15 protein-coding genes and 1 pseudogene are annotated in these 13,836 nt (G+C 35.4%); 4 read left to right on the top strand and 12 right to left on the bottom strand.

Annotated features, from left to right (window positions below):
• Positions 1 to 21: 21 nt before the first annotated feature.
• From DM397_RS12225 to DM397_RS12180, 10 genes are all read right to left on the bottom strand, one after another.
• Positions 22 to 2,532 (bottom strand): hypothetical protein, encoded by a 2,511-nt coding sequence (locus DM397_RS12225; protein ID WP_111377804.1) that lies wholly within the window; start codon positions 2,530 to 2,532, stop codon positions 22 to 24.
• Positions 2,532 to 3,737: a hypothetical protein gene (locus tag DM397_RS12220; RefSeq protein WP_111377803.1), complete on the bottom strand. Its 1,206-nt coding sequence runs from the start codon at positions 3,735 to 3,737 to the stop codon at positions 2,532 to 2,534. Before DM397_RS12220 ends, DM397_RS12225 begins: the two co-directional genes overlap by 1 nt.
• A complete protein-coding gene (locus DM397_RS12215) occupies positions 3,730 to 4,107 on the bottom strand; it encodes a hypothetical protein (RefSeq protein ID WP_111377802.1) in 378 nt (125 codons plus the stop codon). The genes DM397_RS12220 and DM397_RS12215 overlap by 8 nt, the downstream gene beginning before the upstream one ends.
• Positions 4,088 to 4,501 carry a hypothetical protein gene (locus DM397_RS12210; protein ID WP_111377801.1) on the bottom strand — a complete coding sequence of 138 codons (414 nt, stop codon included), beginning with the start codon at positions 4,499 to 4,501 and terminating at the stop codon, positions 4,088 to 4,090. The genes DM397_RS12215 and DM397_RS12210 overlap by 20 nt, the downstream gene beginning before the upstream one ends.
• Positions 4,495 to 4,947, bottom strand: a complete 453-nt coding sequence (locus tag DM397_RS12205) for a hypothetical protein (RefSeq protein ID WP_111377800.1) — start codon at positions 4,945 to 4,947, stop codon at positions 4,495 to 4,497. The genes DM397_RS12210 and DM397_RS12205 overlap by 7 nt, the downstream gene beginning before the upstream one ends.
• Positions 4,948 to 5,224: 277 nt before the next feature.
• The gene (locus DM397_RS12200; RefSeq protein ID WP_111377799.1) at positions 5,225 to 5,605 is read right to left on the bottom strand and encodes a hypothetical protein; all 381 of its coding nucleotides are present in this window, start codon (positions 5,603 to 5,605) and stop codon (positions 5,225 to 5,227) included.
• Positions 5,605 to 5,847 carry a hypothetical protein gene (locus DM397_RS12195; RefSeq protein WP_111377798.1) on the bottom strand — a complete coding sequence of 81 codons (243 nt, stop codon included), beginning with the start codon at positions 5,845 to 5,847 and terminating at the stop codon, positions 5,605 to 5,607. The genes DM397_RS12200 and DM397_RS12195 overlap by 1 nt, the downstream gene beginning before the upstream one ends.
• 10 nt (positions 5,848 to 5,857) lie before the next feature.
• Positions 5,858 to 7,063 (bottom strand): phage terminase large subunit, encoded by a 1,206-nt coding sequence (locus DM397_RS12190; protein WP_111377797.1) that lies wholly within the window; start codon positions 7,061 to 7,063, stop codon positions 5,858 to 5,860.
• Positions 7,047 to 7,502, bottom strand: a complete 456-nt coding sequence (locus DM397_RS12185) for a terminase small subunit-like protein (RefSeq protein ID WP_111377796.1) — start codon at positions 7,500 to 7,502, stop codon at positions 7,047 to 7,049. The genes DM397_RS12190 and DM397_RS12185 overlap by 17 nt, the downstream gene beginning before the upstream one ends.
• A gap of 37 nt (positions 7,503 to 7,539) precedes the next feature.
• Positions 7,540 to 8,196: a sigma-70 family RNA polymerase sigma factor gene (locus tag DM397_RS12180; protein ID WP_111377795.1), complete on the bottom strand. Its 657-nt coding sequence runs from the start codon at positions 8,194 to 8,196 to the stop codon at positions 7,540 to 7,542.
• A gap of 77 nt (positions 8,197 to 8,273) precedes the next feature.
• Here DM397_RS12180 and DM397_RS12175 point away from each other — a divergent pair, with 77 nt between their 5' ends.
• From DM397_RS12175 to DM397_RS12165, 3 genes are all read left to right on the top strand, one after another.
• Positions 8,274 to 9,035, top strand: coding sequence for a hypothetical protein (locus tag DM397_RS12175; protein WP_111377794.1), 762 nt, complete (start codon positions 8,274 to 8,276; stop codon positions 9,033 to 9,035).
• A gap of 104 nt (positions 9,036 to 9,139) precedes the next feature.
• Positions 9,140 to 9,787 (top strand): hypothetical protein, encoded by a 648-nt coding sequence (locus tag DM397_RS12170; RefSeq protein WP_111377793.1) that lies wholly within the window; start codon positions 9,140 to 9,142, stop codon positions 9,785 to 9,787.
• A 92-nt stretch (positions 9,788 to 9,879) separates the two neighbouring features.
• Positions 9,880 to 10,086: a hypothetical protein gene (locus DM397_RS12165; RefSeq protein ID WP_111377792.1), complete on the top strand. Its 207-nt coding sequence runs from the start codon at positions 9,880 to 9,882 to the stop codon at positions 10,084 to 10,086.
• A gap of 124 nt (positions 10,087 to 10,210) precedes the next feature.
• Here DM397_RS12165 and DM397_RS12160 read toward each other — a convergent pair.
• Positions 10,211 to 11,059: pseudogene (locus DM397_RS12160) on the bottom strand (YifB family Mg chelatase-like AAA ATPase); the annotation flags it as partial.
• A gap of 81 nt (positions 11,060 to 11,140) precedes the next feature.
• A complete protein-coding gene (locus DM397_RS12155) occupies positions 11,141 to 12,115 on the bottom strand; it encodes a Gfo/Idh/MocA family protein (RefSeq protein WP_111377791.1) in 975 nt (324 codons plus the stop codon).
• Positions 12,116 to 12,430: 315 nt separating this feature from the next.
• Here DM397_RS12155 and DM397_RS12150 point away from each other — a divergent pair, with 315 nt between their 5' ends.
• Positions 12,431 to 13,747: an ammonium transporter gene (locus DM397_RS12150; RefSeq protein WP_111377790.1), complete on the top strand. Its 1,317-nt coding sequence runs from the start codon at positions 12,431 to 12,433 to the stop codon at positions 13,745 to 13,747.
• Positions 13,748 to 13,836: the final 89 nt, after the last annotated feature.

Below are 13,836 nucleotides of genomic sequence, written 5' to 3'. Positions count from 1 at the left end.
TCATAGTATTTTTGCTTTTCGTTATTGTATTTGATATTGTGTTGAATCGTAACCATCAGGGCTGTACATATTAGGTGTTGGTAAAACTCCCTTACCAGTATTGTCAGCAGTTAAATAGTTAAGCAGGTTCAATTTTGCCTTTCCAGTAGTAATGTCAATATTTGCATCTAGAACACTGAAACGGGTTTCACCAATAATTATATCATTTTGAAGTCTAAACCCTGTTGGCGGTTCGTTCCCTCTTGTTGGGTTAACATAGATTTCGGAACTAGGCAAGTATAAATCGAACTTGTGAGAAAGTGAATTAACATTTAAAAGTCTTGTCGTTTGCGCCGAATAATATCTTTGGTACAATGATTCAGTTTTCTCTTTGTTTGCGCTGTCACCGCTCACGTCGTCAATTAGCACGCTGAAACCTAGAGACTGTTTAGTATTTGCAAACCAAGGCAACATTAACATATAACTGTTAATTGGGACGATATTCGTATCAGCTAATAAAAAACCAAGCTCCACACCATTAGACAAATATGTAAGATTGTTATTTACAAATAAAACAAGCTCGGTATTGATTGGTTTGTAACGGTTCTGTTCGTCGGCCGCTTCGTTACTAAATCCATAATACGTTTGCAGATTTGTATTTAAAACACCTCTTGGCGGTATGATTGTATAATTAGTCACGACGCTGTACTCGTTAGCCTTACCGCTGTTATTTTCCTGATTTATTTGTCCGTATTCCAACCCTGCTGTATTACCTGCCACGTAGTCAACGTTAGATTTATACTTGCTCGTTGCGTGTTTAAAGTTGTATTTATTGTATTTATCCTGAACCGATTTTGTATAAGTTGAAGCGTTTACATAAGCTGTGTAATCAACTTCTTTCTTAGCGTAAATCTTATGTTCTTCGTTAACGTCCTCAACACTTAAAATCTGCAATTGGTTTGTATTTACAATCGGGTTATAAATCGATAAGTTGAATGTTTTAAGGAATGATTGAAAGAAATCAACAACTTTCATTTTTGGCAGTGACTGCACAAAATCGATACCTCCTGAAGCCTTGAATTTTTCGCTACCATCTGAAAAACAACGCTGTGCAATTGTATTATAACCCTGTAACCACCCCCCGTCAGCACTGGCGTAACCGTATTGTGTGTATATGTTTGTAACTTCCCAGCTTGCTAGGTCGGCTTTAAATAATAAATAGAATTCAATCGATGGATATAGTTCGTAACCTTCTGTATAATTATCGAAAAGTGTGTCAGGAATATCAACAAATATGTTGTTATTACCTGTCACCATATCAACCGAAGCGTTAAGTATTTCTTCACAGTCTGCAGGTGCTTTTGTTCCGTTCGGTCTTCGTAATGAAATGTTTATTTTACCGCTTGTGGTCTGCAATACAAGGTTTGTCAACTGAACACTAAACCTGATATATTTTGTTGTTCTTTGCAACGTGAAAATATCGGGCATACTTGATGTTGCTTTATCACCAATATTGATTTTAATAGTACCGAAACCATTTTTTAAACTATTAGAAACGTGATACTTAAAAGGGTCTGAACCTATTAAAAAACCAGGCGGTACGTCAGTACCAAAAAACGGGATAATCTCAGGTGTGGCAGGAAGTTGCACACCTTGGTTCATTGCATCGAATATCAATAATTGACAATATATTGTATTGAATTGGTTACTAAAATTAATGACGTTGTTGTCGCTAAGCTTTTCTTCCGAAGCTGCACCGTTAACCCAAACATACATTTCATTAAACATCTTGTCATTTCTAAGTGGCATATTAACCTGCAAGCCGTATTTCTTAAACATCATTTCAACCAACGCACGATAACTAACTGCGGGCTTCAATTCAGTTGTTTCAATTGGCATTAACGTTGCACCGCTATACATTGCACTATATGCAATATTGTCGGTTACGTCCTCAACTTGGCTATAACTCCAAACACGGTTATTTGATGCAAGCGGTGTTATGTAGTTAATTACAATGTCGTTTGCGCTGGTTGTTCCGCTGTTAACATAATCTAATTCCTTGTACAATAATTGTTTTGCGTGTATTGAATCTCTTGCAACTGTTGGCGTAAACTGTAAACTGGTTGAACCTGTTAAGACTGTTGCCAAATCGCTGATTAAGTCCTCCCCGATTCGCTCCTTAAGGCTTTTAAAATCTGTTTCAAAACTTCCTTGTATTGAGGTTATACCATTATTATCATATTTCGCCTCTTCAACATTGAAGTTTCCTGTTAGGTTTAAATTTCCATCTGTGTAAATCTTGCAGGGAAAAGAACCCGTAATATTTGCTTTTAAAACGTCCGTATCACCGAAAAATAATAGAGCCTGCCTATTTTTTGGTGTCGCTGGAATTGTAAAAGAAAGCGAATAAGGCGCAAAAACTTTGCTCAAATCGGTTAGGTCTTTTTGCGTGTATTTTAAGTTAATAGATTCGTTATTGAAAAGGTCTAGTTTTACGTAATCTGTTGAACCGCTAAAAGGTGCTATATAAATTTCTGTAACTACTTGTTGCATTATTTTATGTCAAGTATCTTATTGTTAGTTTCATCAAATTTTAAGGTGTATTCGATGTTAACTTTATTATTAAGCCTCGTAAGGTTTATAAGTTCGTCGGGATTGGTCAGCAGTACTGGTATTTGCTGGAACGTTGAAAAGTAACCGACACTCTCGCTTGTCACTGTATCGTTATCAACTGTAATATTTGTGTTGTCTACCGTTATGTATGTGTTGTCAACTGTTATCCCAGTTATTGTGCTGGTCACTTTCTCACCACTGAAACGGATTAAATAAACCTTTGGACTGTAAACCAGCTCTTCTATTAACTGCGTTGCTGATTCATCTATGTGCCCCGTATTAATCGTGTATGTCTGTGAAACGTTTATTGTGTCTCTAAGGCTTGAATGCACTTGCGAGTTGTTAATCGTGCTTGGGTCTCTAAACATACGGTTAGAGCTGCTTGTCTCGGTTTTATTTGAAATAATTGTTTTGCCAAATGGCGTGAAATAATCCCATAAGCCCAACTTGTTTAAAAAAACAATCAAATAACTGTCCAGCGCACAAAACGTTTGTCTTGATAGCGGTATGATTTTGCTTTGCAATATCATATTACCACTTGTACAGGTTTCAACGCTTTGACCAAGATTGAAAGTGTTTTCAAAATAGTTGTCAATTGACTGGTTGTAATATCTGTAAGGCGTTGATTTAAAAATATCTGATTTATTCGGGTTCAATCCGTTTGTTGAACCTGTGTTTTGTTCGTAGTTCCATCGATAGCCAAGCGTTGCGAAGTATGTAGGACTTACAACCGTATTTTGTACTATAGCGTTGGTCGTTGGTTCTTCTTCCAAGACTTCGCTGATAAGTTGATAAAAAACGCCTTGCCCAGTTTGGGCCGCAAGTGTGTAGGGATTCCAAGCAAATTGAGGTTGGTTCGTGTTTCTTGCGTTCTCAGGACTGACAAGCCAAGCTTTGATTAAATCAGCAATGTTAACCGTAATGTAATCGTCTGCACGGCTTACAATTTCTTTTGCTATGATTTGGTTTGCATCACCGAGTGTTTTGCTTTGGTCGGTGTTCCAAATCCAAAGGTAATGCGTTACTTTTTTTATCAGATTTCCAACATTAAGAGCTGTCTGTCTAATGTGAATTGGACTATTGCAAAATTGGATTTTATCAGGTGTATCGATTATTGTTTTTAAGTCATTGGTTAGATTAGGCATTACTTGTGAATGGTTGTAAAAGTATTTGCGTTATGTTGGTTATTATGGTTTTCGTTGCTTCGGGCGTGTGCCTGTCAACCGACACTAATAACTCGTTGGGCTTTTGGTATGCTCCGTAATAAACTTGTCCAAGCATTAGTGTTGTGTCGCCCTCAACCCTGTAGTTTATCGAATCTCTAAGCGTTCCACCTGCTTTGTTAAGCGTTCCAGCTGGGCGCACTCGGTCAGTCGTGTAGTAAGTATCTTTTGCAACCCTAGAATTTTGCTTTGCTTCCTCATAAATGGTTTCGCCAAGCTTAAGAAGTTCTTCTTTGATAATCTTGTCGGCTTCGATTTGTTCTTTGGTTCGTCTAGTTCTCTGAATCGCCATCTTTTTTGCGTCTCTCTTTGAGTGTGTTCAGCAACTTTCTAAGATTTGAAGTTGTCTGTTTATTGCTGGTGCTTGGCGTTGGTGATTTTTCCAACGCTCGACCGCTTTTTAAAACCGTTCTTTCTTTTGTCTTACCGTTGAAGTCTGTACCGATTACCTGATATTCGACACCTTTCGGCATTAGTCTGCGGGCATTCGCTTCCAATTGTGAATTAATCCCACTTGGGTTGTCTTCACCATAAAAACCGTAATACATCTGTCTGAAAATGTACTTGCCGTTAGTTACAGTGTAGCTGATGGAACGTTTTAGCGTTCCTTGGTCAACGTGGGCAGTTCGTTTGGATTCGTCAACAATCTGCTGGGCTATTACTCGTATCTCTGCATCTGTCAGCATATCGTGCCTGCATTAGGGATTGCAAGCTCTAAATCGAATTGCACACCATCTAGCGAATTGCGAGACCAGTTTTTTAATTGTCTTAGAGTTGACTGTGATTGTATTTCAATATTCAAATCATTGTAGCCTCTAAGCAATTTATTTAAAAGCTTGTGAGCGATTGAATGTGTTTCGCTTACGTTGTCGATATAGTTCGAGTTTGTAAGCAGTTTGTTGTCGGTTATATCTGTTCGAGTGTCACGCTGCTGAACTATCGTAATGCGATAATTTGCTGAGATTTGACTTTCTGTTATGTCCGTATCTTGCAGGTCTAAATTAACCAGCGGGTAAATGTTGGCTATTTGGGTATCAATTTGAAGTGTTGGTAACGTTGAAATTGTGTTTACCAGTTCATTCTTTTGAAACTCTTTTACAAGCCAATCGTTGATTTGATATATTTCATTCATTTAATTTTTAAGTGTTAATGCTACTTTATGTTTTCAACCATACGCTTACGCAGTAAGTATTCGGCTTGGAATAAAAAACGGTCGGTGTTCCATTTCTCTACCTCGGGTATCTTTGTAAAGTCTCCGTTGGTAAGCAAATAAAACATTTCCATATAGCCTCCATAATGCTCATTAAACGCTTTACGCTCGTACGTGCCTTGCGTTTCCTCTTGGTGGGGTTGGTAGATGTAAGGCGGGTTGAAGATGTACGGGTAACGCTCTTTATAGTCTAATAAGCTTACAAGAAAGACTTTGTAATTACTTCAACTTCGGCAAGGCTCACTTTATGAACATCAACTGGTATCAATTTGTATTTTGGCTTAAGGAGTATCTGCAAAAGAGCTTCAAAATCATTTTCACGCTGGAATGTATCAACGTCAATAAATTTGTCGATTATGCTTAAATCACCGTCGTATTTGTATCGAAACTTAACCTGCTTCGGGTTGGTGGTTATCGCCTTGTTAAACGCTTCCAAATCGGTTGTTTTGAAATGTTCTTTAACCTTTGCCCTAACAAGTTCCAAATCGGTTTCATTTCCTTTAATTTCTTCGCCAAACTTAACCAGCGTCAAATATGGAATGTCGTTTTTGGTTTTATAAATTCTGTCTGTTACTCTCATTACTTGCTGATATCGTTTTTTAATTGCTGGTACTGGTAAACCGCTTTAAGCAATCCCAAATCAACTGTTGCATTATCGGGAAAAAGTTCTTTGAATACCTTTTCACTTTCTAGCTCTGCTTTTTTCAATTCCCTGTATTCTGCTTTTAGAATCGGAAAAAAGCTAACAAGCATTTTAATGTTATTTTCTTTGTTGTCCGCTGACTGCGATTTGCAACCCGCACAACCTGTATTTTTTGTCATAGTTTTATTTTTATAATACTTGTGATTTCATACCGTAAAGCTTTTTGAAAACTGCATAACCTCCCGCTTCAGTAATGTGGTCATAACCGCCTGACTTGTCAGGAATACCGTTTTTGTAAATTTGATTTTCCAGTGCTTCGGTATAGTTTGGACACTTTTCGTCGTTTACGTAATAGTTCCCATTTTCAAATGCTAAATTGACACCGTTAACCCTGTCGCTGATACTTGGATTTTTACGTGGCGCATCGATTATAAAACCGTTTGACTTGATAATATCGAAATTACTAGCTCCGTTACTGGCTCTTGCTGAACCCGAAGCATCAGGAATAACAAAGATTTTGAAACCTGCAAAGCGTTCTTTCAAAATGTCGCAAACATCTTGGGTATTAAACCCGTTGGTTATCTCGTCCACTGCGTGCAAAACACCGTTTCTTAAGACGTGTACAACCGCATTCATTTTGGTAACGTTAAAATCCAATCCGATAAAAAGAGCATCACCTGATTGGATTACTTCAACGCTCTTATTTATCTTACGATTGAACGATTTATATACGCTCGAACTATTTAAATTGACAAACTCACCGTTGATGTAGGCATTAAATAAAGCTTCGCTGTAAGATTCCCTTAAGGTTTCGATATAATTTGCTGGCAAAAATGGATTGTCATACGTTCTTGCTCTAATTACCCTCTTGTTTGAAGTAAATTCTTTGACAAAAAACTCGTATAACCAGCCGAACCCTTCGGGCGTTGAAACAGTATCGACGCAATTCGGCTCATTATTTGGCAGTTTAAGCCTATTTCGTCCTAGGATTCTAACGAAAATATCAGCCATTTTGCCCTTTGGCAACGTATCTGCTTCGTCAATCATACTGTATGCAACCTCATAACCAACTATCTTGTTGGGGTCTGCCATATTGCGAAGCAGGATTTTACCGTAATCTGTAGTAATTGTATTGTCGTGCTTGTTTATCTTGAACTTAATGCCAAAATCCGTTAGTATTTCACTGAACTTAGGCAAAGCAATATCTTTGATAAGCGCATACGTTGGCAAGTAATACGCTACATTAAGTCCATTGTACTCGATTTTTTTAATGACTGTCTTTAGTACTCCCGCGTGTGACTTTCCAGCACCATAACCGCCAATTAAAGCAGTATGCACCGCTTTGGATAATAAAAACTCCTTTTGGTGTTTAAGTGGTTTAATCGTCAGCTGCATTCACATCAATAAATCTAATAGCCGTTATAGGTGAACTGGTTGCATCGTCAACGATTACTTTCTCACCGTATTTGTTAGGGTTCATTTTACCCAAAGCCCATTTGATTGTATTGATTTTAATACGCCTGTCTTCAACGCTGTCTTTTACAATCGTTTCGTATAGCTCACCGTTGCGATATTTCTTGATTTCTTTCGGGCTTTCGCTGTAAGCGATTCGTAGCATTTCATCAAACAAATGCTGTTCTCTGTGCTTTTGCGCATCGTGGTACAAAAGTTTAAGCTCAGGGTTTTGGTTCAGCCAGTAGTTAAATGTTGAAATAGAAACAACGCCATAGCTTTGCAAGGTCTGCGTTAGCGGGCTGCCTGTTGCTATATCGTCGCAAATGCGCATTACTGCATCCTGTTTCTCTTCATCTGTAAATTTTTTGTATTTGCTCATACTGATATTATAGTATGAGGTCAAAAAAAAGTAAAACCTAAGCGTAGTATTTTTTTAATATTTCATTGCTTCTTAGCTTTTTAAGTATTCCGTTTAGCTTTTTCCACATCAATTGTGTTGGTGCTTTGCTAAGCTGGTCAGGCGCAACATTCCAATTGCTTCCAATCTTGGCAAGCGTTAGTTTTTCCTCATAGCAAAAGCGTTTGAGCAAAATATCGGTTTCCTCTTCGGTGCAAATCTGCTGCACAATAATCCAAAATAGTTGTCTATCAAAATCGCTTTCGTTCTCGGGGTCGGGTTCAAAATCGTCGATACTTAAAAAGCAGGGCTTGGTGTAGTCTTCTTTATTTTGGGCCGCAATTGGAACACTCACAATATTATTTACCTGCTTCAACCCTCTTTGTATTTCATTTGTGATGCATCTAGTTGCGTACGTGGAAAATCTAATATTTTTATCAGGGTCAAAGTTTTCGATTGCATTGACCAGTCCAATAAATCCGTATTGCTCTATGTCGTCAATGTCGGGTGACTGATATTTTTTAGAAATTGAAAAGACCAGCTTAACGTTTGCAAAAAAAATTTTGTCTCTTATCTGTTGGAATTTGTTTTGTTTGTATTCTGAAAAGAGTTTTATAAGTTCTTCGTACTGTAACTCTTTATTTACATTTTTAATTTCTTTATGAAATTGTTTCATTATTTTATATAAGTTTATAAAATAATTATAGTCCTTACTTATAAATTGTAAATACCTCTAAACAACATAAATGTAAAATGACATTAGTTTATATTTTCTTATTAGTAATCGCTGTTTTTGTTATTATGTCTTTTGTGAGTTTACGAAAAATTCAAAAGCAAAATAACCAATACAATTACAATGGAATAAGTGATGACCGATACTATGAATTGAAGTATAAGTTGCAATTCATAACTTCTGTTGGTGTTATAGTGATAGCGGTGGCTGGCTTTTTTGGCGTAGATAAATACGAAAATTTCGTAGCATCATTTCAAAAAAAAACCGATTCCTTGGATACTAAAATAAAATTGTTTGACCAAAAGATAAAATCATTGGATTCTAACATTGTAAAATATGATACTAGAATAAATGCTTATGATATTTTTCTGAGAAAAATGGATTTAAGCAAAGTCAAATTTTCTAAAGAAATGCTTGCATCCAACAAAGGTCTATTAGCATTAAAGGACACAATAAATAACATCAAAAAAAGAAATGTACTAGATAAAAGCTTTTATGTAATCGATAATTTACAAATTAGTAATTATGAAAATAATGCGACAGCTGAAATTAACAAAAAGTTCTATTTCAGAGATATGACAACAATAATCGGCGACCAATTACCAATATTTTTCCAGAAGCCTGTTGTTTTTGTAATACCGCAATCTAGTGCTGATATATCTTTAATCGAAGTCACAAATGAATATATTATTGTTGATTATGGAATGTTTCAACATAACGGTAATAAAGAAGTTCCTAAATCATTTGCTTTTGGATTATTAATTGCAAGAAAATCAGAGTAATCTAGTAAAACTTTCTATAATGAAAAACCCCTAGACAGAAGCAGTTTTGCTAACTACTCAAATTGGCTAATTTCGAATTTTTGTTCAATACAATCAGATATAAAATGACCAAACCAATTACAACAATTATACACGACACCATTGTTATTAGAGATACAATATATAAAACTCTTTCAACAACAAAAATTGATAAAGCAGATATATATAAAGACATACTTGAAAATCAAACTGAAACTTACAATACTATTCTAGTGGTATTTCTTGGAATAATTGCTTTGTTTGCTGGGGCAACTTATCTTTACAATACTAAAATTGCAAAGTCAGAAATGATTAAGCACGCTGATGAAATCTTTAATAAAGAAAAAGATGTCATATTGTCAAAAATCAAGGAAGATTTTGAGGAAGAAATGAATATGATGAAAGGGGACAATGCAAGATTGTATGCAGTAAACTCTAATGGTACAGAAGGTCACAAAATAGCAACTAGCTTACATTGGTGGTGTTTGTGTATAGACTACTATCGCTTAGCAAAAAATGGAGCCGCTGTACGATTCGCTGTCGAAAATGCAATTGTAATGGGAAACAAAAGCCTAACTAAACGGGTAGAATGCAAAGAAAAACTTTTACAAATAGTGCCAAATATTGAAACGTTAATTACAATTTTTGACAAACTCCCTGATGAACTCAGTGATGAAAAAAAAGAACTTAAAAAAATAATAACAGATATATTTTCAACAACAACCAAATCATAAATTTAAATAAACACGATGAAGAAAACTATGCCAAAACTAGGAATATTAATTTGACAAAGAAAATAGACCTGAAAATCTTAATTTAGTGAAAAATGGCTAATCAAGAATTAAAAGCAAAAATAATAGAGTTGGAAAACAAGTTAGCTGCTCTGAAATATTCGAAAGAAGAATTTGGAGATGTACAAGATTCCGAAATACAAACAGTCATTAATGAGATTAAAAAATATAAAAGACAACTTAAATTGAATAACATATTCAATTATATTAACCGCATTTTGAATAGAAAAATTACTAAGTAAACAAGTGAAGTTTTTTTTATCTTCAGCACTTAGATGCAAATAAGAAATAATTCACACTTGGATGTTATCCAGTGTCAAAAGCTTTCTTAAGCGGTCGTAAATCATTTTTAAACTCCATACATTAAATAAATACAAGATTAGAAATAGTATGATGCGGACTTCTAAAAGGTCTCTGATTCATTAATCCGACTTCTTTTAATTTCCCCGCAACGCTATGAATTTTAGTGGTTTCCAAAGCTTCACGCAAAGTCATTGGAGGCAAAATACTCGGAACACGTTTGGCCAGCATGGTTTTTCCTGCTCCTGGCGGACCAATCAAAATAATATTATGTCCGCCCGCTGCTGCGATTTCCATACAGCGTTTTATACTTTCTTGCCCTCGTACATCTGAAAAATCATGTTCTGGAAAATCTAATGTTTTATAAAATTCTGCGCGTGTATCAATAACTGTGGGTTCTAACGTTCCTTTTCCTTTAAAAAAATCAACTATTTCTTGAAGATTAGAAACCCCATACACATCTAAACCTGCTACAATAGCCGCTTCTTTTACATTCTGAATTGGGAGAAAAAATCCTTTATAACCTTCTTCTTTGGCTTTGATTGCAATGGGCAATGCACCTCGAATAGGCTGCAAACTTCCATCTAGAGAAAGTTCTCCCATAATAATATACTGTTCAATTTCTGGCGCTTTTATCTGATCTGAACCGACCAAAATTCCCATTGCCAATGTCAAATCGTATGAAGAGCCTTCTTTTCGAAGGTCGGCAGGAGCCATATTGACTGTAATTTTCTTTCCCGGAAAATTAAACCCGTTATTTTTTAAAGCAGCCGCAATTCTAAAACTGCTTTCTTTTATAGCATTATCTGGAAGTCCAACTAAATGATAACCAATCCCTTTATCCATATGAACCTCAACTGTAATCGTTGTGGCCTCAACTCCAAATACGGCACTTCCGTAAACTTTTACTAACATAAATTATCCTTTCATTAATTGTTTTTAAAACTAATGAAAAAATAATTAAATGTAAATATTTTATTACAAAATAATTTAATACTAAAAAGGCAACCCGATTTGATTTTTAATCTCCTCCACTATTCTACTCAAATCCAAACAATTCTGATGTGACCAAAGTGTACTTTCAATTTCATTATTCAGAATACAATTTTGACATTCTATTATTTCATGCGAATATCCTTTTCCTAAAGTTGGTAAAGTAAAAGTGGCTTCTTTTTCTTCATTTATAAATAGAGAATAACCATTGGCTATAAACCACGGAGCATTTAATTCTATTCGACCTTTTGTTCCTGAAATGATCGCTTTCATATCAGATTCAGAAACTATAGAAGCATGCAAAACAGATTGAGCTGTTTCGTATTGCAAAATCATCGAAGTCTGCAAATCGATATCATTTTTATGTTTGATTGCTTTTGCTACGATCTCTTTTGGTTTTCCTAATAGTATATAAGACAGAAATAAAGGATAAACACCAATGTCAAACAAAGCTCCGCCACCCAATTCTTTATCAAAAAGTCTTTTGTTTTCTGTTTCACTTCCGTGAAAGGCAAAATCGGCTTTTATATAATTTACGTCTCCAATTATTCCGTTTCCAATTTTTTGAAGAACATCTTGAACTGAAGGGATAAATCTTGTCCAAAAAGCTTCCATAAAGAATACATTATGTTTTTTAGACGCTCCTATCATTCTTTGGGCATCTTGATAAGACAAAGACATCGGCTTTTCGCAAAGTACATGTTTACCTTTTTCTAAAGCTTTTATAGATAATTCGGCGTGCGAATTATGAGGAGTTGCAATGTAAACAACCTCAACTTCTGAATCTTCAAAAAGCAAATCATAAGAATTGTATATTCTTGAAGCATTAAATTTTCCTCCAAATTCCTCGGCTTTAGCTAAATCTCTTGAAGCAACTGCTGTCAGCTCAGCGTTTTCAACCAATAATAAGTCTGACGCAAATTGGCTTGCAATGTTTCCCAATCCTACTATTCCCCATTTAATTCTTCTATTTCCCATTCTTATATTATAATCATCAAAATTGTTAAAAAGATTAAAAAATATCCTTTACAACATGTATAGAGCATTTTTTAAACAACAAATATCTATTATCCTACAAAAAATAGCAATCAATTACCCCAAAAATTATCAAAAATGACAGTAAGTGAAAAAAAAATGTTGCCAAATTGTAAATTTTAAGTTTGTTTTAAGAAATTCACGCAAAATCATGGGGGTTAAATTTTAAATTTAACAAAAATTAAACATCAAACCCTATTTTTTTATGGGGTATTAAATCATTTTATACTTTTATAAAAAATTTAAAACTAAATAACTATGCGAAAAATTATTTTAAGTGTGATTCTTATCACGATTTTGGTCCTAACCTTTATTTCGAACTTTATCATTGCAGACAACCCAATTCCTGCAGAAGCTGTAAAGTTTGATACGGGAGATACTGCTTGGATGATCGTTGCAACTGCTTTTGTATTGTTAATGACACCAGGACTAGGATTTTTCTACGGAGGTATGGTAGGTAAGAAGAACGTAATTAGTACTATGCTTCAAAGTTTTATGGCAATGGTAATTGTTACAATTTTATGGGTTGTTGTTGCTTTTGGATTGGCTTTTGGTCCTACAATTGGAGGAATCATCGGGAATCCATCTTCTAATTTATTCTTTGAAGGTGTTGGAACTAGCACTGCTTGGAGCCTTGCCCCAACGATTCCTTTTATGTTATTCGCATTATTTCAAGCAAAATTCGCCATCATTACACCTGCTTTAATTACAGGTGCTTTTGCAGAACGTATTCGTTTCTGGGCTTACTTGTTATTCATGGTTTTATTCATAATCCTTATATATGCTCCATTATGCCACATGACTTGGCATCCTGATGGATATTTCTTTAAAATGGGAGTTCTTGATTTTGCTGGAGGAACTGTAGTTCACATGAGCGCTGGATGGGCGGCATTGGCTGGAGCTATCTTCTTAGGAAAAAGAAAAGTTCAAAAAGTTAATCCTGCTAGAATTACTTATGTATTATTAGGAACTGGTTTACTTTGGTTCGGATGGTTTGGTTTCAATGCTGGATCTGCATTAGGAGCAAATGGTCTTGCTACTCAAGCTTTAGGAACAACTACTGTTGCTGCTGCAGCTGCTGCAATGGCTTGGGTTTTTCTTGATAAAATCTTAGGACATAAATTATCTGCTCTTGGAGCTTGTATCGGAGCTGTTGTAGGTCTTGTTGCTATTACGCCTGCTGCTGGTTTCGTAAGTATTCCTCACGCCATCTTTATTGGTTTATTCTCTGCAATTGTAAGTAACATTGTTGTGAGCAAATTCCCTAAAGGAAAAATCGATGATGCTCTTGACGTATTTGCTTGTCACGGTGTTGGTGGTATGGTAGGTATGCTTTTAACAGGTGTTTTTGCTTCAAAAGCTATCAACCCTGCAGTTGGCGATAATCAAGGTTTAATCTTCGGAACTCCAACTTTATTCATCAACCAATTAACTGCTCTTGTTGTGGTTTCGATCTTTGCTTTTGTTGCTTCTTATGCATTGTTTTTCATCGTAAACAAAATTACTCCGCTAAGAGTTACAGAAGAAAAAGAAGAACTAGGATTAGACATCTCTCAACACGGAGAATTCTTATAAGAATAAATTCCCTTTCTCACATTACTTGATAAATAAAAAAGCACTCTAAATTTGACTTAGAGTGCTTTTGCTTTTGAATTAATCCCTTT

This window comes from Flavobacterium nitrogenifigens (assembly GCF_003254565.1).
GTDB lineage: Bacteria > Bacteroidota > Bacteroidia > Flavobacteriales > Flavobacteriaceae > Flavobacterium > Flavobacterium nitrogenifigens.
Note: the sequence above shows the minus strand (reverse complement) of the source record. Positions and strands in the feature narration are given on the sequence as shown.